Origin of the sequence: Clostridium sp. UBA1056 (assembly GCA_002316385.1) — a bacterium.
GTDB lineage: Bacteria > Bacillota > Clostridia > Clostridiales > Clostridiaceae > Clostridium_J.
Map to the genome: position 1 here is coordinate 1 of DCDL01000015.1, position 21,592 is coordinate 21,592.

Below are 21,592 nucleotides of genomic sequence, written 5' to 3' on the forward strand. Positions count from 1 at the left end.
GATTGTGCGTTAGACAAGGAAACAGGTTCCGCAGATAGTAGCACTATCTAAGGGTTCTGCTGACGTAGTATAACACAAAATAGACGAGCATTCTGACTTATTTATTTTTTGAAGATGCCTTAAGCCATGAGTAGTATACCTTAAAGGTATTGGAGCATTTTAACATTTTAAAAAGTTATAAAGTAAACTATTTAAATATTTAACATTTTAAAATGTTAAAATATTAAAATGTTGCCCTATCTATTGACTTAATGGCATTTATCCTTCATGTTATCTCGTAAACTTAGAATATTGATAGTGCTATCTGCATTGATTTTAACTAACTTAAAAAATAAGTGGCTTTCGCAAAATATATCACTAATCTTATATAAAATATTGAAGATTCACTTTAATATAAGTGCTTAATTCAATATTTATTTAGATTAGCTTTTTTTGCGAAAGCCCATTATTTTAAAATGATATACTATAAATTCGTTTACTATTCTAGAGCTTTAAGAGCTACAGTATTTAATAAACTCCATGGCTTATTAAAGTGTGGTTGGAAGAAGAAATCTGTCATTGCCAGTTCTTCTATGGTCATGTTATTTTGTACTACTACAGATAATGTATTCATGTGCTGAGTTAAATCCTCGTCAGAAATAATCTGACCTCCAAGAATTCTTCTAGTTGCTTTGTCATAAACAAGCTTTATCATGGCTTCTTTATAAGTTGGCATAAATTCTGGTCTATGATTTTCACTAACAATTACTGATCCAATATCCATAGATGTAGTTTTCTTAGCAACTTCTTCAGTTAATCCTGTAGATGCTATACATTTATCATATATCTTTATTCCTGAAGTCCCTTGAGTTCCCATATACTTAAGAGTTGGATTTACTAAGTTTTTAGCTACTAAAGTCCCCATTCTAACAGCATTAGTTGCAAGAGGAATATATCTCTTATCCTTTGCTGGATTATACTCTACAACACAGCAATCTCCGGCTGCAAATACATCTTTGACACTAGTTCTCATGTAATCATCTATTATTATAGCTCCATTAGGAAGAGTATCTAACTTACCTTTTATTAAATTTGTGCTTGGTGCAAATCCTATGCAAAGTACAACTAAATCAGCTTCATAGCTTCCTTTATCCGTTACAACTTTAGATACTTTACCATTTTCGCCTTCAAATTTTTGTACCTTTTCTCCTAGCGTTAATCTTATCCCACGATTTTTAAATTCCTTTTCTGCTATATCTGTAAACTCCTTATCAAGGTATTTACTCATTATTCTTTCTTCTGCATCTACTAAAGTTACGTTTTTACCTTGTATTTCAAAAGCCTCCGCAAGCTCTACTCCTATATAACCAGCACCAATAACAACTACATTTTTAACTTCAGTAGATCTCTCTATAATTACCTTGGCATGATTATAATTTTTACAAAGTAATACATTATCAAGTTCTTTCCCTTCAAAGTTAGGAACTATTGGCCATGATCCTAAAGTAAGAATTAATTTGTCATATTTCTCTTGTACTACATCGTTTGTCTTTAAATTTTTAGCTGTAATGGTTTTTCCTTCTACGTCAACGTCTGTTACGTCGTAGTTCATTCTCATGCTTATTCCAAGCTTATTTAAGTTTTCTGGAGAATTATAAAATAACTTTTCTGGTTCATTTACTATGTTTGATACGCTTAAAGCAATTCCACAAGAAAGGAAGGATACGTTATCATTTCTTTCGTAAACTGTAATCTCACTGTCTGGATAAAGTTGTTTTGCATTTACTACTGCTGCCGTTCCAGCATGTGTACATCCTATAACTGCAATTTTCATATTACATGACCTCCTATAATCTGCACCTACATAAAATTTATTCTTTATTATATTATGAAATTTGTTCTGATTGTATTCATAAACAATGTTTGTTATTTAACAATCATTATCTAATAATATTTTACATCTAATATATATTAATTCAATACTCTTATTAGTATATATAAATAAATAGGCTTTCATTCTCTTAATCTATCTTTAATTTTCATCAAATATCTTAGAATTATAAATAAATAAAAAAGAGTTTATGCTCTAGCCATAAACTCTAATATCTAAATCTAATTTTTTAATATCCTAATTCCTCATTTAAGAAAATTACATGCATTCTATCTTTATTTCCTTGCCTTTTTATTATCGTATACTCATTGCAAATCCTCTCTTCACTAGAGCAGTTCACACAATGTCCTACCTTAATACAAGGAGTATCCCTACTTAATCTTTTACAGTTTGCAGGTGCTGATATTCTTTCATTTCTCTCTATTGCTTCTTCAATATCTTTTACAATTTTATTTATCCCTGCTATAACTATAACTTTATCTGGTCCATATAACATAGCTGCTACTCTGTTTCCGGTTCCATCTACATTATATAACTCTCCTTTTTCTGTAATTGCATTGGTACTAGTAAAGTATACATCTGCAGAAAAAGTATTTCTATATAACTTTTTTAAATCGTCCTTGCTTAACCCTTCCTTATATCTATCTAAAAAATTATATTTACCACTTCTTAAATAGTCAATAATTCCAGTTTCAAATAATGTAATCGAACCTCCGCAACCTACAGTATCCCCATCTTTAGTAAGCTCATTAATTTTATCTATAAGCTCTTTGTTGCTATTCACTAAATACCCACTTATTCCATTTCTCTTAAGCGAATTAATCGTAGTATTAATTCTACTTTCTTTCAACCATTTCATATTTTCATCCATATGCAAATTCCCCCATAAATTCATTATATAAATAATTATATCATAGTTAAAGATATGTAAAAGTTTCTTATACTAATATATACATTTTTTCTATATATTATGCATTATTATGTATCTATATAGCATAAAAAACCCAATGAAATAAAATTTCATTAGGTCTAGTAACTACATTATTTACCACAGCATTTTTTATATTTTTTACCGCTACCACATGGGCAAGCATCATTTCTACCAATTTTAGTTTCATTTACTATAGTTTTTGATTCTCTCCAAGCTCTTTGTATTTCTTTTCTCTTTTCTGGTGAGAATATTCTATCCCATTGTGGTAATGTGTAAAGATAGTCCGCTTTAGAATCAAGCATATTAAAATATAACTTTTCATAATCTATTTTAAAATTGATTTCTGAATCATTCTCTATAGCTTCAAGATCAAGTTCTTTATCTATACTTTCATTAATTCCATCTAGGAATCCCATAAAATAAATCTCATTAACATCAAATTCTTTAGCTAGTTCAGAGAATTTTCCACTAATAACACCATTATCCATTGATAAAGTTTTAGTATATATTTCTTTTTCAATTTTTGCATATTCTTTCCAAAATTCAGGTTCTCCATTTTCTTTTACAAACTCTACAACATAATTTGTCCAATTGCTATATATGCTCATGTTATTTTCTCCTTTTTTATACCAATATTTATAGTATTTATTTCATTAATTATAATAAATTTTTATATATGTTTCAATAACATCTTAATTCTATATTTTTAAAGTAACTATTTCATCCTTACTAAATGGCTTTGATATATTATAGTGACCACCTAGGCTCTCTACTCTTTGATTATCTATTGTAATCATTACCTTACTTACAGATTTTAATTGACTCAAAGAGTTTGTGATGGATTTAAGCACTGTTTCTTCTTGCACTGCAGACATATCAAACATGGCTTCATTACTTAAATTAATATTGGCTATACCATCTTTAATAGAAAAGTTTAAAACCCTTGTCTCTTTTGGTAAAATAGGCTTACTTGAATCACTAACTATAGCTGGTCCTTTGATGAGTTCTTGCATAATCATCTCACCTATTAATTCTTCACTATTCATTAGCCTTTCTTCCTTTATAATCTCAGATTTTTCAGAACTTCCTCCAAAATATAAAGTTATATCAACGTATCCTTCCTCCGCTGTAGCGCTTTTAGCATTTTCAAGTTTCTCTTTACTCAAAATGCTTGCTTTATCTTTCTTTATAACCATAGTTTTTGCAATATAAATGCCTCCTACAACTAATACAGCTATTATTAATGTTAATACTAAACTAAAGGTCTTCTTTTTCATTCTACACCTCCTATTACTAACTAAGCTATTCTTATATTTCTGATAATGCACTATGTCTATCTCTATTACACATCTTTAAATCTATATCTTTTTCCACACTAATATTATTTTCTCTTAATACACCTGCTACAGTTTCATAGGCAAGTTCTGGATAGTTATTTGTTTTACTAAGGTGTCCTAAATAGATAGTTTTATGATTTCCTTTTAAAATATCAACTATAGCTTTACCACAATCCTCATTAGACAAATGTCCTCTAGCACTTAGTATTCTTTGCTTTAATGGATATGGATATGGTCCAAATTTAACCATTTCTATATCATGATTACTTTCTATTAAAATCATATCACTGTTTTCTAATGCCATCTTTACTTCTATAGAAAAATGGCCTAAATCTGTAGCTATACAGCAGGATTTTTTAGAACCATGTATTCTATAACCTCTAGGTGATGCTGCATCATGAGGTATAGGAAAATTCTCTATTATTAAATCATTAATTTCAGTAAATTTACCATCTATTACTTTTATATTTTTTTCCTTAATACTCCCAATCTTTCCTTCCATAGCTTTCCAAGTTAGACTTGGTGCATATATAGGTATATCATATTTCCTTGAAAATACTCCAGCACCTTTAATATGATCTGAATGCTCATGAGTAATAAATATACCATTTATATATTTAGGATTTACTCCTATATCTACTAATTCTTTATCGATAGCTTTACCTGGCATCCCTACATCTACTAGAATATTACTATTATTTTCTGATACAAATATACTATTTCCGCTGCTACCACTAAATAATGGGCAAAATTTCATAATTATCTCCTCAATCTAGTATCTACTAAATTACTACATAATTAAAACTACATACTTACTCTACTTATGTCTGCACCTAAAGCTTTAAACTTCTCTTCTATATACAAATATCCTCTATCGATATGTTCAATGCCCTCTACCTCAGTTTTACCTTGAGCAGCAAGACCTGCAATAACTAAAGCAGCACCAGCTCTTAAATCTGTAGCCTTAACGCTGGTGCCATATAGCTTTTCAACACCATCTATTATAGCTATTCTACCTTCGATTTTAACATTTGCACCCATTTTCTTTAATTCATCTATATGCTTAAATCTTGATTCATATATACTTTCATTTACAATACTTCTACCTTCAGCCATAGTTAAAAGGGTACTCATCGGTTGTTGTACATCTGTAGGAAATCCTGGGTATGGTAGTGTCTTTATGTTTACTCCCTTTAGGTTATTTCCACTCTTAACTGTGACTTTATCATCTTCCTCTATAACTTCTACTCCCATTTCTACAAGTTTTGCTGAAATAGACTCTAAGTGTTTTGGTATTACATTATTTAACTTAACTTCTCCACCACAAGCCGCTGTTGCTATCATGAAAGTTCCAGCTTCAATTTGATCTGGTATAACTGAATAATTGCAGCCTGAAAGTTCACTTACCCCAGTGATTTTTATTACATCAGTTCCAGCACCCTTTACATTTGCTCCCATGGTATTTAAAAAGTTAGCTACATCTACTACATGAGGTTCTTTTGCTGCATTTTCTAAAACTGTAACCCCTTCTGCAAGAACTGCTGCAAGCATAATGTTTATAGTAGCCCCTACACTAACCACGTCAAAATATATAGTTGTTCCAATTAATTTTTCTGCATAAAGATTTACTGCACCATGCTCTATAGTGACAGTAGCTCCTAAGGCTTCAAATCCCTTAATATGCTGATCTATTGGTCTATCTCCAATAGGACAACCACCAGGAAGCTCTACTCTAGCTTTCTTGAATCTAGATAATAATGCTCCCAATAAGTAATAAGATGCTCTCATATTTCTTACTTCTGGAATTGTAGCGTTAGTTGTTACTATATTAGTGCTATCAATTTTAATTGAATTACAACTCATTTCTACTTTACATCCTAAATATTTCAAAATAATTTCCAAACAATTTATATCTTCTATATTGGGAACATTTTCTATTGTACAAACTTCCTTAGATGCTAAAATTGCTGCTGGTAAAATTGCTACAGCTGCATTCTTTGCGCCATTAATATTCACATTTCCAAACAATGGATTTCCTCCATTTATAACTAATTTCTCCATACAGGTATCATCCTCACTATTTATATAATGTCCATATTTTATACATATTAATTTACTTCCATGTCTATCTATATCTATGTCAATTAAATTCATTCTCTTAATGTAAAAATCTCATAATTATAATTATAACACAATGTTTATGTATTTTAATAAAAATTTTAAATTTATAGGCTTATTTTTTATATGTTTTCCTATATTAATACATAACTTGAACTTACTTCAATGGAATGAAAATATAATTCACCACATATGTCTATTATAACCTATTATTATATGTTATAATACTGTTAATTGTAGCGTTAAAGTATTTTATAATGATATAATACTTTATAATAAAAATCTACATTTGGGAGGAAAAAAATGAAATATTATTTAGTTGCATTGGTAGATGATCGATCTGTTGATGATATTGTATCTATCCAAAAATTTTTAAATAAGAGATATAAGCTGTATAAAAACGTATCTAATTTATACATTCCTCTAGGTTCTGTTTCTAATACAGAGCTTGATAAGTTAGATGAGATAATTTCAAAAATTTTATCTCCTTATAAAAGATTTAAAGTTGGAATTGATAATGACATATATATCAACGATACATCTAACACTGTAAATTTGAAGGTTAAAGATAAAGGATACATAAATAAGATATCTAGAAGTATGTTTGACATGTTTAATACTTATGGTATAAGTGCTAAAGATTTCTCAAGTTTATCGCACTTTAACATGCCTATTTCTAATGCTAATAATGCTATTAGAAAAGCCTATTCAAATAATTTATTTACCTTAGATGAATCTAAAGATAAGACAGATTTAGTCAATTTTACTAAGATAAATAAAATTGAAATTTGGAAACAACTTAATAATAGGCGAGATACTTTGGTTAAAAGTTATGATTTAAAAGAGTTTTAGCTTTATAATTAATAAAATTAAACATAGATATCATCCTTAAAATTTTAATAATTATATCCACATTTGGGTAAGCTATCTTTAAAAGGATGGTGAAAACTTTATGTGGGGTATAATTTTCTCGATAATTGCAGGGGTAACTATGAGCGTTCAAGGTGTGTTTAATACAGAACTCTCAAAAAAAATTGGGCTATGGGAAACTACAGTATTAACTCAAGCTATTGCACTTGTCACTGCACTTGTAGTATTATTCTTTGCCGGCGATGGTAGCTTTAGAAATTTAAAAGATGCTAATAAGCTCTATCTTCTAGCTGGTGTATTAGGTACTGTTATTACCTTTACCGTAATCAAAGGTATGTCTAGTCTTGGTCCAGCTGTAGCTGTAGCGACTATTCTTATTGCCCAACTTATTGCAGCTGCACTTATTAATCATTTTGGTTGGTTTGGCACTAATGAAGCCGGCTATGGAATACGTGAATGTATTGGTGTTATCATAATGATAGCAGGAATTATAATTTTTAAATGGAAAGGATAATCTCTATCTTTTCTATTTTTATGTGAGGAGATTTTAATTTCAATAAGTAAAAATCTTTCTTTCATATAAATTGTTATATTAAATCTTAAGTTATTAATGGGGGGGAGACTATGGATTTTAAACAATTAGAAGCATTTATTACAGTATCTAAACTTAGAAGCTTTTCTAAGGCTGCAAATGCTATTTACCTATCTCAGCCTACTATAAGTTCACATATTTCTAGTTTAGAAAGGGAACTTAATATTCAATTATTTGATAGAACATCTAAGGAAGTAAATTTAACGCCTATAGGCGAATCCTTTCTACAATATGCTAATGATATTATAAATATAAGAAATAATGCTATTACAGACCTATCTAATTTTAATAATAATATTACTGGAGTTTTAAATATTGCTGCTAGTACTACTCCTTGTAATTCATTGCTACCTTCACTTGTTTCAAAATTTAGTGAACTTTATTCAAATGTTAAATTTAATATTAAGGAACAAGGTTCTGTATCTATAATTAAAGACATTATAGATCTTAAATGCGAAATTGGTTTAGTTGGTACAATTATAGACAATTCAAAAATAAACAGCTACAAAATAATGGAAGATGAGCTTGTTATTGTTTCAAATCCAAAATTAAATCTTCCTGATACTATTTCTCTTAACGATTTAGTAAAATATCCTTTTATAATAAGAGAAAAAGAATCTGCAACTCGACATACCTTGGAGTCTCAACTTCATGCTAACAAGATAGATCCTAAAAAGTTGAAAGTTCTTTGTGAGGTAAATAGTATTCATGCTCAACTTAAGTTTGTTAGCTTAGGTCAAGGAATTTCTATAATCAGCAAAAGCCTATGTGACGATGGATTTATAAATAGAGATATACATATCAGCAGAATAGAAAATGTGGATTTAAAAAGAGATATCTTTTTAGTGGTAAGTTCTAAGAGAACTCTTACCCCTATTGCTAGAGCTTTTTATTCTATGTGTAAAGATATATATAATTTATCATAAACTTATAAAAACTTTTTAAAAGCTAGGACTAAAAATTTTAGTCCTAGCTTTAATTTTTATCCCATGCAAGCTTCCCCAATATCTCTTATATAACTGTACGACGATTCTTTAATGTGAACGTTCATTGCATAACAGCTCCCCAAATACTTCTCATAAAACTCTATAAAAACACTATCTAAGTAGATATTTATGTAATATAAGCTCTTTTTAGACTTCAAGATAAAGACCAGATATGAACTTCTAAATATTATAGTTCTAAGAACTCTGTTTATAGCAATAAAAGCTTTAACAAATATTTTCAGTTTACATATACTGATAAGTGTAATAAGTATATAAGGAGTATTTCTATGCTTTTTAATAAAAAACTTGACCCAACTCTTAAAGATATGATAAATAATGATATTTATAATAGATATAGAGTCATAATTAAATATGGAAGCATTAAGGATTCAATAGAAAAGAAGATTAAATCTTCAAAGGGCGAAGTTTTATATAATATTAAATCCTTACATTGTGTATGTGTACTTGCTACAAAGATGGCTATTAAAAGAATTTTGGAACTTCCTGAGGTTAAATATATATGTATTGATGATATAGCATTTTTATGTAGTAAGAATCTTCTTCATTCTAACGGGATTTTTTTAGATAATAAGAAATTTGAATTGCTAAATAATAGATCTCTCTCTGGTAAAGGTATTGGTATTGGTATAATTGATAGTGGAGTATATCCTCATATAGAATTATCAACACCATCAAACAAAATAAAAAAGTTTATTGATGTAATAAATGGATTAACCTATCCCTATGATGACAACGGCCATGGAACTTTTATTTCTGGATTAATATGTGGAGAAAGTACTAATAAAAAGATAAAACAACGTGGAATCGCTGTTGATAGCCATTTAGTTATGGTTAAGGCATTCAATAAACTTGGTAAGGGGTATATTTCAGCTACTTTATTTGCCTTAGAATGTCTATATAATAATATTGATGAATTTAATATAAAAATAGTATGTATACCCTTTGAAATAACTACTTTAAATAAATTTATTTTATCCCTATACGACAAACTTTTTACTATGCTTAAAAATAAAAACATAATAATAGTTGCACCTTCTGGTAATAATGAAGATAAGGAAGATACTATAAAGGGTATAGCTTTATCTGACAAAGTACTTACCATAGGTGGAATAGATACAAACTCTACTTATAAAATAAGCGAATATTCTTGTTGTGGCTCTACTAAAATATTAAAAAAACCTGATTTTGTTGCTGCTAGTGATGATATCATATCTTTAAACTCTAACTGTAATTATATATCCGAAAGAGATGGAGAAAAAATATATCCACCACCTCTTACCTCTCCTTATACTATTCGTAGTGGAACTTCTATGTCCTGCGCTTTTATAGCTGGTGTATGTGCATTATTATTTGAAATAAATAATAACTTTACTTTTGATGATATATATACCCTATTAAGAATAAATTCAACTTTAATAAACGATAAAAAATATAAGCAAGGGAATGGATATATAAATATTGCTAATTTAATTAATTCAAATTTAGATTCAATCATAAATGCTAAAAGTAGCAAAAATGGAAAAAGTAAACACAAACATAAAAAGTGAAACATCCCTCATTAATATGGGATGTTTCACTTTTATATTAGGCATCTGAAAATAAATAATAAGTCAAAGATGTGAAGTATATTTTTGGTTAGACAAGGAAATAGGTTCCGCAGATAGTAGCACTATCTAAGGGTTCTGTTAACGCAGTATAACATAAAATAGACGAGCATTCTGACTTATTTTTTTTGAAGATGCCTTATTTATCTTTTAATAATTCACGCCTTAGCATATCTAAAATATTTATAGTAGCTTTTTCTCTTATCTTTTGTCTATCTCCTACAAGATTTAACTCTTTTGTAGTAATTTTCCCCTTATAATATAATCCTACATATACTCTTCCTACTGGTTTCTCAGCTGTTCCCCCGCCTGGACCTGCTACTCCTGTAGTTGAGATTCCTATATCTGTTCCTGAAGTCTTTGCAACTCCTTCAGCCATTTGTAATGCCACCTCATGACTAACTGCTCCAAATTTCTCAAGAATTTCTTTTTTAACATTTATTCTATTCATTTTAGCTTCATTACTATAAGTTACTACGCCTTCAAGTAAGCTTTGTGATATACCAGGATAATTAATTAATCTTGATGATACCATCCCCCCAGTACATGATTCTGCGGTAGAAATAGTTAATCCTCTATTAACTAACATTTCTCCTATCACATCCTCTAGAGTAACCTCGCCTTCTCCATATATATTGTCTCCTAATATATTTCTTATCTCATTTTCTACAGGCTCTATTAATTTGTTCGCCTCTATTTCACTATTTGCCTTAGCTGTGATTCTAAATACCATTTCTGAATTTTTAGCATAAGGTGCTACTGTAGGATTAATGCTATCTATTAAATTTCCTATCATTTCTGCTGCTAAGCTTTCTCCTACACCAACTACTCTAAGAACCTTAGATACTAGCACTTCATTAGAGAACTTTTTTAAATAAGGTATTACACTCTCCTCAAACATTAGCTTCATCTCTTTAGGTGGGCCGGGTAACATAATTAATATTTTATTATTTTCTTCTATAATACATCCAGGAGCGGTACCATTATTATTTTTTAATATAATAGCATCTTCTGGAAAATATGCTTGTTTTTCATTAGTCTTTCCCATTTGTCTTCCGGTCTTTTCAAAATATGATTTAATATGTTCTAAAGATTCTTTATGACAAACAGAAGTTTTATTAAAATATTCAAAGGCAATCTCCTTGGTTAAATCATCTTTAGTAGGTCCTAAACCTCCCGTAGTTATAACTAAATCTGATCTTGAAAAGGCTAGCTCATAAGCTTTTTTCAGTCTATCTGGATTATCACCTATAACAGATTGATAATATACAAAAATACCTTCTTCATTTAATCTCTTTGCAATATATTGAGCATTAGTATTTACTATATCTCCTAATAAAATCTCTGTTCCTACCGCAAGTATTTCACACTTCATATATTTGTTTTAATGAGAAGTCATAAAATAAATCACGACTTCTCATTAAATTTCTCCCCCCTTAGTTAAATACACTCTCTAAATTTTTAAATACATCCTTATTATTTTTAATTTTGCTATCATTTCCAAGAACTACTACGTAATTCATATTCATAACATCTGATACTAGTTTGGAGAAGCTATTAATATCCTTAATTGTAGTTGATAATACTTCTTTTCTTTCTTGTTGTCTATCTTCTTTAGAAATTCTTCTTATATAATAGCTAACTGCAGCTTCTCCTGCCATTGATGGAGTTAATGGCATATCTAGCTCACTTATAGTTCCTATAATATATTTTAACATCTCTCTATCTGTAGTTGTAAAACCATCTAAATATTGAGCTGCATTGTCATAAGCCTTTAGAGTTTCTTTTATATTAGGGTCCCTATAACTAGCAAACATAAAGTTACCACTTCTTACAATGCTAGCGAAGGCTCCATAAGCTCCACCCTGTACTCTAACTTTATTCCATAGATAATCCATACCAATTATAGTTTTTAACACTAATAATTTACCTGTATATTCATATCCTAACTTTTTATAGTTATATCCTTTAGCTACATATTGAACATTAGATGGAGTAAGCATTCCTTCATTTTTATTTTCTTCGTTGAAGGTATACTCATTAAATTTTACCTCTTCATTAGACAATACATCTAATATCTTAGATGCATTTTCTTTTACAGCATAAACTTCTTCATCTTTACCTGTTACTGTTACTATCAAACTATTTTTATTGAATACTCTCTTCATTATAGATTCTAACTTAGCGATAATATCATCTATTCTCTCATCAAAGTTATTTTCTAAATCCTTCAAGAATTTATAATACTCGTAACCTGAAGTTTTTTCTATATATGCATAGGAAGGTGAAAAATAGGCTCCTAATCTTGTAGTTGCAACTTGATGTCCTCTATCAGTAAGCTTCATTTCTATTCTTGATATTAAAACTCTTACAAGCTCTCTTATTCTTTTCTTATCTTCAAAGGAAGTATTCTTTATTATATCTGCTAATATTTCTAAAGCTCTAGGAACTCTATCTACTACTACACTACAATGACCTTCGAGATAAGGACTATATCTAAGAACTTCCTTACTATCTCCATATACTTCACTTCTGAAATATACTCCACCTGTATTAATTAGTATTTCATTTGATAAATCTACATAACTATAATTTTTAGTGTTAATTTTACCTAGTAATGCACTTAATAAACTTAGGTATGGAATATCTTCTTGAGCTATAGATTTACTATCAAACATAAAGCTTAAATAAGCAATCTTACTTGTAAATGTATCATGGTGAAGGAGCTTTACTCCACAAACTTCTTCTTCCAAAATACCTAAGTCCTCAACCTTTTCATCTATATCACCTACAGATAATACTGGTATAGTTTCTAATATGTCATCTGAATCAGGAGTGTTTTGCCTGTTTATTAGACTCCTTGTTTCATTAACTATATCTTGAATTTCTTCTAGAGATAAATTTTCTTTATATTCCTTTAACTCTTCCTTTAGCTTTTTATCCTTCTCATCTGCTAACCCTTTTTTAGGTGCTAATACTAATAATGAGCTATGTGTATTATTTAGTATATATTTTTCAATTAAATCTTCAAAATAATTTGTAGTTAAAGCTTCTTTTATTTTTTCAATATTCTTTTCATATTTTAAGTGCATTAAAGGATCTCCATCATGAAGCCAACTATCCATAGCTGTCATATAGTAGAACAATCCTTTAGGGATCCCTTGAAAATCAGCTTCTCTTAGCTTAAACTCTGTAATATTAATACATGCTTCTATAAGCTTTTTATCAATTCCATTTTTAACTAAAGATTTTAAGGTATCAAACACAACTTCCTTAAATTTTTCTTTTTTATCTACTTCACTATTTTTTAGTATTATACTAAATACGGGTTGTAAAATTCCATTATTAAAACTTCCATATACATCTTTACCTAAATTAGCATCAAGTATTGCTTGTTTTAAAGGAGCTCCTTGAGTTTCTAATAATAGATACTCTAATATACTTAGGCTAAGATATAACTCGTCATCAGTACATTCTCCTGTAACAAAGTTTAATGCCATTAAGGTTTTCTCATTTTCATTATCTTCAGTTGAAATAGAGTATTCTGTTACAACCTCTTTCATTTCTTTAAAAGGTTTCTCTGGTAATATTTCAGAGTCAATATCCTCTTTCTCAAAGTTATTTAAATAACTATCATTAATAAATGCTAACATCTTATCTAAGTTTCCATCTCCATATAAGAATATATAGCTATTAGATGGATGATAGTATTTACTATGGAATCCTAAAAATTCTTCCTCCGTTAAACTTGGTATAAATTCTGGGTCTCCACCAGATTCAAAGCCATAGGTGTTATGTTCAAATAAAGATTTTTGAATACCTCTCATTAATACTCCATCTGGTGATGAAAAGGCCCCTTTCATTTCGTTATAGACTACACCTTTGTATGTTAAATCATCTTCAGTATTTTCTAGTTCATAATGCCAGCCTTCTTGCATTAAAATTTCCTTAGTATTATATATATTAGGATAGAAAACAGCATCTAAATATACATCCATTAAATTGAAAAAGTCCTTTTCATTTTTACTTGCAAGTGGATATAAAGTCTTATCACTAAAGGTCATAGCATTTAGGAATGTATTTAGTGAACCTTTTATAAGCTCTACAAATGGTTCCTTTGTAGGAAACTTTCTTGAACCACAAAGTACACTATGCTCTAATATATGTGCAACACCAGTATCATCGCTTGGAGGTGTTTTAAAACCTATTGCAAACACTTTATTAGAATCATCATTTTCTAAGTGTAGTAATCTAGCTCCTGTTTTCTCATGTATGAAAACTCTGGCTATAGAATTCATCTCATCTACTTTTTCTTCTCTATTTAATTTAAACCCATGATATATTTTCCCTACATTATAATTCATCTTTCTCCTCCTACTAATTTTTATCGTTTTACCTTTTATAGTACTACTATTATTTATCTCCCTAACTTTAATATTCATTGTTTTAGTTTAAATATAAAGTTTAGGAAAATTATAAACAACCTTTATAATATTTAAGAACAATGTAATAAATCACTTATTCTTAAAATTATTCCTTAATTAGATTATATCTTATAAGTTGCCAATGTAAAAATATAGATTTTAAAGTTTTTATTAATATTCTACAGTGGTAATCTATTATTTCAAGTAAATTTAATGTAGAAGTTTTATTAAAATATAAAGATAATAAAAAAGGTATGAAACTAGATTCATAATTTCATACCTTTAAATTTAATATTAATCTTACTCTTTTAGTATAGGAACAATTATTTTACCTAATGTATTAACAAAATTTAGTTCATCATAGGTAAATTCCTTATGATTAATTGAAGCTGTCAAACATATTGCTCCTATTATACCAACCTTATCTTTTAATAAGACTATTATATTAGACTTTAAATCTGGAATATTTTTAATCTCATCATAGTCCTCTAAATAATCCCAATCTATTCCACAAATATTTTCGCCATAATTTATTGCAGACATAATCCTATTGTAGTTGTACATTTTATCAATTTCATTATTAGATTCATCAGTAGCTTTAGAATATCTACTTATTAATTTTTCTTCTTTCAATATAAATAATGTACATAAATCAGATTCTGTAACTTCTGCAATTCTATTGATTATAGTGGCAATTTTTTCATCTATATTTCTTTCTTCATTAATCATATCTATAAATTCAATTAAAGTAGAAACATTCTTAAAATCTTGATTTTCACTACCTATAAATATACCACTTAACTTATTAGTAGTACTTATTTTAGAGCCATAAGCTTCATCCCACACTCTAGTAGCATTACGTCCACTATTTTTAGCTGCATATAAAGCTTGGTCTGATTTTTCAATAAGTTCTTCATAAGTAGTTGCATGATTAGGATAATTAGCCACCCCTAAACTTACTGTTACTTGTCTCTTATCTCCCATAATTTTAGCTTCATTAATTTTCACTCTGATTCTTTCTGCTATATTTCTTGCTTCTTCGATATCTGTATTGGGTAGCACTATAATAAACTCTTCTCCACCATATCTTCCTACCGCATCATCTTGCCTTATATTCTTAATTATAACTTCACATACCTTACTTAACACTTGGTCACCCATTCTATGTCCAAAGGTATCATTTATAGCCTTAAACTTATCTATATCCACCATTACAGTTGAAAATTCTGAGTTAAGATTAAACGATCTGTCTATTTGTTCGTGAATAAATGCCTCTAAATGCTTTCTAGTTAATGTATTGGTTAGCTTGTCTATAGTAGAGTTTCTCTTAATATTTAATTTATCAATTATCATATATAAAATTTTACCTATAGTAACACACTTATGCATAGTATTTTCATTTATATTGTTTAATTTTCTATTACTCTCCACATATATATATCCTAGTACATCATGGCTATAATCATATTTACTCATATCTCTATTAGTCCTAGAAACTTGAGTTATTGGTATACACATAGCTGTTTTTATATTATTTTTAATATCATAACTTAATATATTTCCATTGGCATCATTAATAAGTTTTCTACTTAATCTGATAGGCATACCCTTATTTCTAGCTATATTAACTATAGACATATCCTCTGGTAACTCTAAAATATTATCATTGCTTGCTACTACAGAAAATTTATTATTATTTTCTATTATTATGCTAGTTTTAGTGGATAAACTAATATAACTTATATATTTACATATAAGATCCATACTATCTTTACTATTTCCACATAAATTATTTAGAATGTCTTCAATGTTGTCAATATTCTTTAAATAGTCTTGAGACGAATTCTTTAAAGATTTTATAAACTCATCATTTATAAAATCACTTTCTACTACAGTCTGAAATAAATCTTCTATATTTTCCATTGTATCAATATCTATTTTAGTTAGTTTTATACCTTTTTCTTTATTATAGTAATTCTTTATCTTTAACAATACTTCAAAACAATCTACCATAGACCTTTGATTCTGTAAAAAAGCTTTCCTATGATTTTTAGGGATTTGTAATAAAATATCTAGTATTATATCACAAGCTTCTGAAATATATATGGCTGCATTCGCCTTATCTCCCTTTTCATAATAGTTATATCCTATTTTAGAATATATTCTCCACATTAAATTAGGATTTTTAATTTCCTTATATAAGGATAACGACTCTTCCAATATATCTATAGCCTTACATTCGTCTATAGCCACTTTTATATATATTAAAGCTAGCTTATTAAAGTTAGATTTTATTTTATTTTCAAACCTTTTAACATAATTATATATCTCTCTAGCTATTTCAATTAAGTTTTGATTTAAAAGTTGTAAAATTGCATCACACAACATTGATACCTTTAAATCTACGTATACTATTTTTTCACTAGCCTCAATTATATCCTCAATTTTATTTAATTCACTATATAAAAGCATTCTATTTATAATGCAAAGCAGTTCTATTTTATATTTCACTATAGAATTAGTATTATTAAAGGCTTTCTTTCCTTCTAATAAATATTCCATAGCCTCTTCTCTTTTTCCAAGTAAGCTCTTTACATAATATGATAATATACGGTATGGAGCTAACTCTTGTCCAAAGATAAAGTTGTTTTCTATATAATTATTACATATATCCACATATCTAAAACATTCAGAGTACTTTCCTTGCTTATATAAGGTAGATGCTATATAAACATAATTATAAAAATTCATATATATTAATTCATTCTGAGCAGCTATATTAGAAGCTTGATTTAGATATTTATATGCTTCATCATAATTTGCTAAGACATAGTTTGAAAATCCCATATTAGACAAAGCTGTTACTTCATAATACTTATTTTCCTCAAGTTTAGTTAATTCATGAAGTTTTTTAAACCAATTTAGTGCTTCTTCTTCACATTGAATATAATCACTGTATATTACTCCTATACTATTATAAATTCTTGGTAATGCCTTAGTGTAATTTTTTTCACAACATTCCTTAACCGTTGTCTTTAATATATTTAAGGCTTCTTCTTCCTTACTTTGAGCAATCAATGCATTACAATAGCTATTATAAAATCCAACTTTATAATCCATATGCTCTTCCTTACAAAGACTTATACCATAATTACATACGTCTTTAAGCTTATCATTTTCACCATTATTATATAAATCTCTTGTTATGATTCTTAAATATTTTATAGTGCCTGTCAGATAGTCTAACTTTTCTAATATTTTAGATATCTCCTTAGTGTAATACTCTATCTCTCTATCATTTCCTAAATCCATGTATATCCATATCATTTCTACCATAATATCTACACTAGTAACTAACAACCCCTGAGGTTTACATAGTCCTTGAGCTTTAATATAATGTTCTATGGCTACATTTTTATCCGATAGACTATTATATAATCTTCCTAAATTCATATTAGCATTTATTTCATCTTGTATAAACTCATCTTTATTTTCAAGCTTATCGATAATTTCAAGAATCTTGAAATTATATCTTATGGCTTCATTCACTCTATTAATGTTCTCTAATCTCTCTTCATTTTTTTGATAGTAATATATTAATTTTCTACTAAAGCCCAATATTTCAAGATGATATATAATTTCTTCTATATAAATGTTTAAATCCTTATAGCAATATTTTTCAAGTACTATTACTATTTTTTTGTGAATATCTTCTTTTATAGAAGCATCTAAATCCTTATATAAATAACTTCTTAAAAATTTATTATAAAAAGTATATACAAACCCATTATCCCCTATACTACTGTATAGTATCCCCTTGGCTACTAGTTCCTCAACTACATTATATATATAAGGTTTATCTATTATAAGTACATCCTTTATAACTTTCACCGGCATTGGAGTATAAAAGAATGACATTATATATAAAATATCATAAGATAGCTTGTCTAAATCTTTTAATTGACTTTCACAAATCTTTTTCATATTAATTGGCATATACATATCATGCTCTTTAGGTTTATGCCATTTACCATTTTCCTCATCTATATATATAATTTTTCTATTACATAAATCCTTTAAATATTCTTCTATAAATAATGGGTTCCCCATGGAGTATTTATATAAGTTGTCTATAAACTCATCAGATATCTTATTAACATTTAATATATTTCTTAGCATCTTTGCAGAACTATCCTCTGTTAATGATCTGAGATGAACATTTAAATCTACCTTATCTTTAATATAATCTATAAATTCTGTAAAGTTATTATTATTAAGATAATCTCCATCTCTATATCCTATAATAACAAGAATATTGTTTGCAGAAGCTGATTTATTTAAAACATAATGTATTACATTTAATGTTAATGCATCATACATATTCATGTCATCAATAATAATTATTCCTGGGTTATCATGATAATATTCCTGTAAAAATGACGATATCTTAGCTATAAGTATAAGTTTTTCTTTATTATTTAACTTAGAGTAACCAAAATTATCTTCATAACCATCACCATATATTTCTGGTGCTAAAAGCATTATTTCTTTTTTATATTTGTTAATTAAATGTTTATCTGCAATACTAACTATTTTTCTTAATAGTTGTCCAATGGTAGCCTTTGTAGTTTCTTCTTTATTGCTTTTAATATAAAAACATTTAATACCGTTATTTTCTTTAATACCCATGATATATTTTATATGCTTTAATAATCTAGTCTTACCAATTCCTATTTCACCATGAACCAATATAACATTTTTAGTTTCGTGATATTTAAATATATGATTTATTGAAGCTATAATGGTTTTTATTTCTTCACTTCTACCTATTAAAGGTATATTGAAATTTAGCTCTTTTTCTTTCTTATCAATTTTATATTTATAGCTCATATTGTATATAGAATTAACTTGCTCTATAACATCAAAGATACTATTTGTAAAATTATTCTTGTTATTGCAAAGTTTATCTATTAAATTATACAATCTTTCGCTAAATAACTCCTTATATTCTTGCCCTTCATTATTTTCCATATGCTTCATGATTATTCTATAGGTTTTGGCATCCCCATATATACCTTTATTCTTTAATACCATGTTTATTAATATTTCAGACAATTTATTTATATAATATTGTTCTTCATTAAACTTATTAGAAGACCCTTCTATAAGCTCTTCTATATCTTCTGATTGAATACCTATACCAATCTCTCTTGATTGTAAAAGTGCAGTTAATTTATCTTTTAATTTCACTTTAAGGTCTAAATCTACATATATGTTTTCCTCATGAAATGGAACTACCTTAATATAATTGTAACTTTGCTTGTACGCTAATATACATATTTCTAAGAATACTTTAATTAAGTTTTCCTCTGAAATTCCTTCTACAGCATCTAACAATAATCGGTAATTATTGTATACCTCTGTAATATAGTAATAGTTATCCTTCTTATCCTTATTCTCAACATTATTTACTACACCAAAATCTAAAATCTTTAAAGCATCATTTTGTATAGTAGGTATTTTCTCATACTCAGATACACAAAAATCAAGCAACTTATTTTCTATATTAGAATTATTTAAAACATAAATGTTTACCATAGACATATCGTTACTTATGTCTATGGCTTCATATAAAGAATAAATTCTATTTTGATTTAATAACTCTACTATTTTATATCTTTCATTAATTATCTTCATATTTAGTCCCTACCTAAAGTAATAAAAAGTTAATATAAATTATTGTTAAATAACTCACAACTATTTACATTGTATATTGTACCATATAATTACATAATATGGTATCAACATACACCCCAAATATAAAAACAATTTCCCATATTTTTAGACAAGAATCTTTAAATTAAACTTGCATTTTGTAATTATTACATATAAATTACATATGAATACAAGTTAGGTTAATACTTCATATCCATCTTCTGTAACTAGTATAGTATGTTCCCATTGAGCAGACAATTTATTATCTGCTGTAAGTGCAGTCCAATTATCCTCTAACACAACAGTTTCTGGAACACCTTCATTTATCATTGGTTCTACTGTAAATATCATTCCTGGCAGTAAAACCATCCCTTCTCCTCTTTCTCCTATATGAGGTACGAAAGGTTCTTCATGAAATTCATTACCTACACCATGACCACCATAGTCATATACCACAGAATACCCCTTATTAGTTGCAAATTGGTTTATAACAAATCCTATATCTCCCAAGGTGTTAAAAGGCTTTATTTCATCTATTCCTAATCTTAAACACTCTTTAGCAGTCTCTACTAAGTCTCTTGCTTTATCACTAACATTTCCTATAAGAAAAGTTCTATTAGAATCACCATAATAACCATCTAAAATACAAGTTACATCAACATTAACTATATCTCCATCTTTTATTATTGTCTCCTCATCTGGTATACCATGACAAACAACACTATTTATAGATATACATGTGCTCTTAGGAAAGCCATGATATCCTAAAGGTGCTGGATATGCTCCATGGGATACTGTGTATTCATGAACCCACTTATTTACTTCTTCTGTAGATATGCCCGCTACTATTCTTTCCTCTACCATATCTAATATTTCTTTAGTTAGAGCACAACTTTTTCTTATTCCTTCTATATCTTTTTCTGATTTTATAATTTCTCTTGGTATTTCATATCCATATTGTTCACTTAATTTCTCTAAATACTTATCTTGATCCATATGACACTTTTTATATTTTAATCCACTACCACACCAGCAGCTATCATTTCTATTTAACTTATCCATATTAACCTCCACTATACAGTTCTTTTTATAAAATTATTCTATTAATATCTACTATATGTTTT

At 28.1% G+C, this 21,592-nt stretch carries 14 protein-coding genes; 4 read left to right on the top strand and 10 right to left on the bottom strand.

Annotated elements, in window-relative coordinates; genetic code table 11:
- Positions 1-478 precede the first annotated feature (478 nt).
- From B3W71_RS04445 to B3W71_RS04470, 6 genes are all read right to left on the bottom strand, one after another.
- Complete coding sequence (locus tag B3W71_RS04445) at positions 479-1,813, bottom strand: FAD-dependent oxidoreductase (protein ID WP_346887740.1); 1,335 nt, start codon at positions 1,811-1,813, stop codon at positions 479-481.
- 286 nt (positions 1,814-2,099) lie between these two features.
- On the bottom strand, positions 2,100-2,741 hold the full coding sequence (locus B3W71_RS04450) for a lactate utilization protein (RefSeq protein ID WP_346887741.1): 642 nt from the start codon (positions 2,739-2,741) through the stop codon (positions 2,100-2,102).
- Between the two features lie 170 nt (positions 2,742-2,911).
- Positions 2,912-3,409 carry an SEC-C metal-binding domain-containing protein gene (locus tag B3W71_RS04455; protein WP_346887742.1) on the bottom strand — a complete coding sequence of 166 codons (498 nt, stop codon included), beginning with the start codon at positions 3,407-3,409 and terminating at the stop codon, positions 2,912-2,914.
- A gap of 90 nt (positions 3,410-3,499) precedes the next feature.
- Positions 3,500-4,078, bottom strand: coding sequence for a GerMN domain-containing protein (locus tag B3W71_RS04460; protein ID WP_346887743.1), 579 nt, complete (start codon positions 4,076-4,078; stop codon positions 3,500-3,502).
- 31 nt (positions 4,079-4,109) lie between these two features.
- Positions 4,110-4,895, bottom strand: coding sequence for an MBL fold metallo-hydrolase (locus B3W71_RS04465; RefSeq protein ID WP_346887744.1), 786 nt, complete (start codon positions 4,893-4,895; stop codon positions 4,110-4,112).
- A gap of 47 nt (positions 4,896-4,942) precedes the next feature.
- Positions 4,943-6,199: a UDP-N-acetylglucosamine 1-carboxyvinyltransferase gene (locus B3W71_RS04470; protein WP_346887805.1), complete on the bottom strand. Its 1,257-nt coding sequence runs from the start codon at positions 6,197-6,199 to the stop codon at positions 4,943-4,945.
- Positions 6,200-6,559: 360 nt separating this feature from the next.
- On the opposite strand from B3W71_RS04470, the gene B3W71_RS04475 reads away from it, so the two are divergent.
- The 4 genes from B3W71_RS04475 (at position 6,560) to B3W71_RS04490 (ending at position 10,272) form a co-directional block, all read left to right on the top strand.
- Entirely contained in the window at positions 6,560-7,108 is a 549-nt protein-coding gene (locus tag B3W71_RS04475) for a hypothetical protein (RefSeq protein WP_346887745.1), read from the top strand.
- 100 nt (positions 7,109-7,208) lie between these two features.
- Positions 7,209-7,640, top strand: a complete 432-nt coding sequence (locus tag B3W71_RS04480) for a DMT family transporter (protein ID WP_346887746.1) — start codon at positions 7,209-7,211, stop codon at positions 7,638-7,640.
- Positions 7,641-7,750: 110 nt separating this feature from the next.
- Positions 7,751-8,644 carry a selenium metabolism-associated LysR family transcriptional regulator gene (locus tag B3W71_RS04485; RefSeq protein WP_346887747.1) on the top strand — a complete coding sequence of 298 codons (894 nt, stop codon included), beginning with the start codon at positions 7,751-7,753 and terminating at the stop codon, positions 8,642-8,644.
- A 347-nt stretch (positions 8,645-8,991) separates the two neighbouring features.
- Complete coding sequence (locus tag B3W71_RS04490) at positions 8,992-10,272, top strand: S8 family serine peptidase (RefSeq protein ID WP_346887748.1); 1,281 nt, start codon at positions 8,992-8,994, stop codon at positions 10,270-10,272.
- Positions 10,273-10,468: 196 nt separating this feature from the next.
- Here the strand turns inward: B3W71_RS04490 and B3W71_RS04495 are convergent, their stop codons facing one another.
- The 4 genes from B3W71_RS04495 to map all read right to left on the bottom strand — a co-directional run bounded on the left by B3W71_RS04495 (position 10,469) and on the right by map (position 21,530).
- Positions 10,469-11,704: a competence/damage-inducible protein A gene (locus B3W71_RS04495; protein ID WP_346887749.1), complete on the bottom strand. Its 1,236-nt coding sequence runs from the start codon at positions 11,702-11,704 to the stop codon at positions 10,469-10,471.
- A 61-nt stretch (positions 11,705-11,765) separates the two neighbouring features.
- Entirely contained in the window at positions 11,766-14,693 is a 2,928-nt protein-coding gene (locus tag B3W71_RS04500; RefSeq protein ID WP_346887750.1) for an insulinase family protein, read from the bottom strand.
- Positions 14,694-15,053: 360 nt separating this feature from the next.
- Positions 15,054-20,450, bottom strand: a complete 5,397-nt coding sequence (locus B3W71_RS04505) for a diguanylate cyclase (RefSeq protein ID WP_346887751.1) — start codon at positions 20,448-20,450, stop codon at positions 15,054-15,056.
- Positions 20,451-20,663: 213 nt separating this feature from the next.
- Positions 20,664-21,530 carry a type I methionyl aminopeptidase gene (map, locus tag B3W71_RS04510; RefSeq protein WP_346887752.1) on the bottom strand — a complete coding sequence of 289 codons (867 nt, stop codon included), beginning with the start codon at positions 21,528-21,530 and terminating at the stop codon, positions 20,664-20,666.
- Positions 21,531-21,592 lie beyond the last annotated feature (62 nt).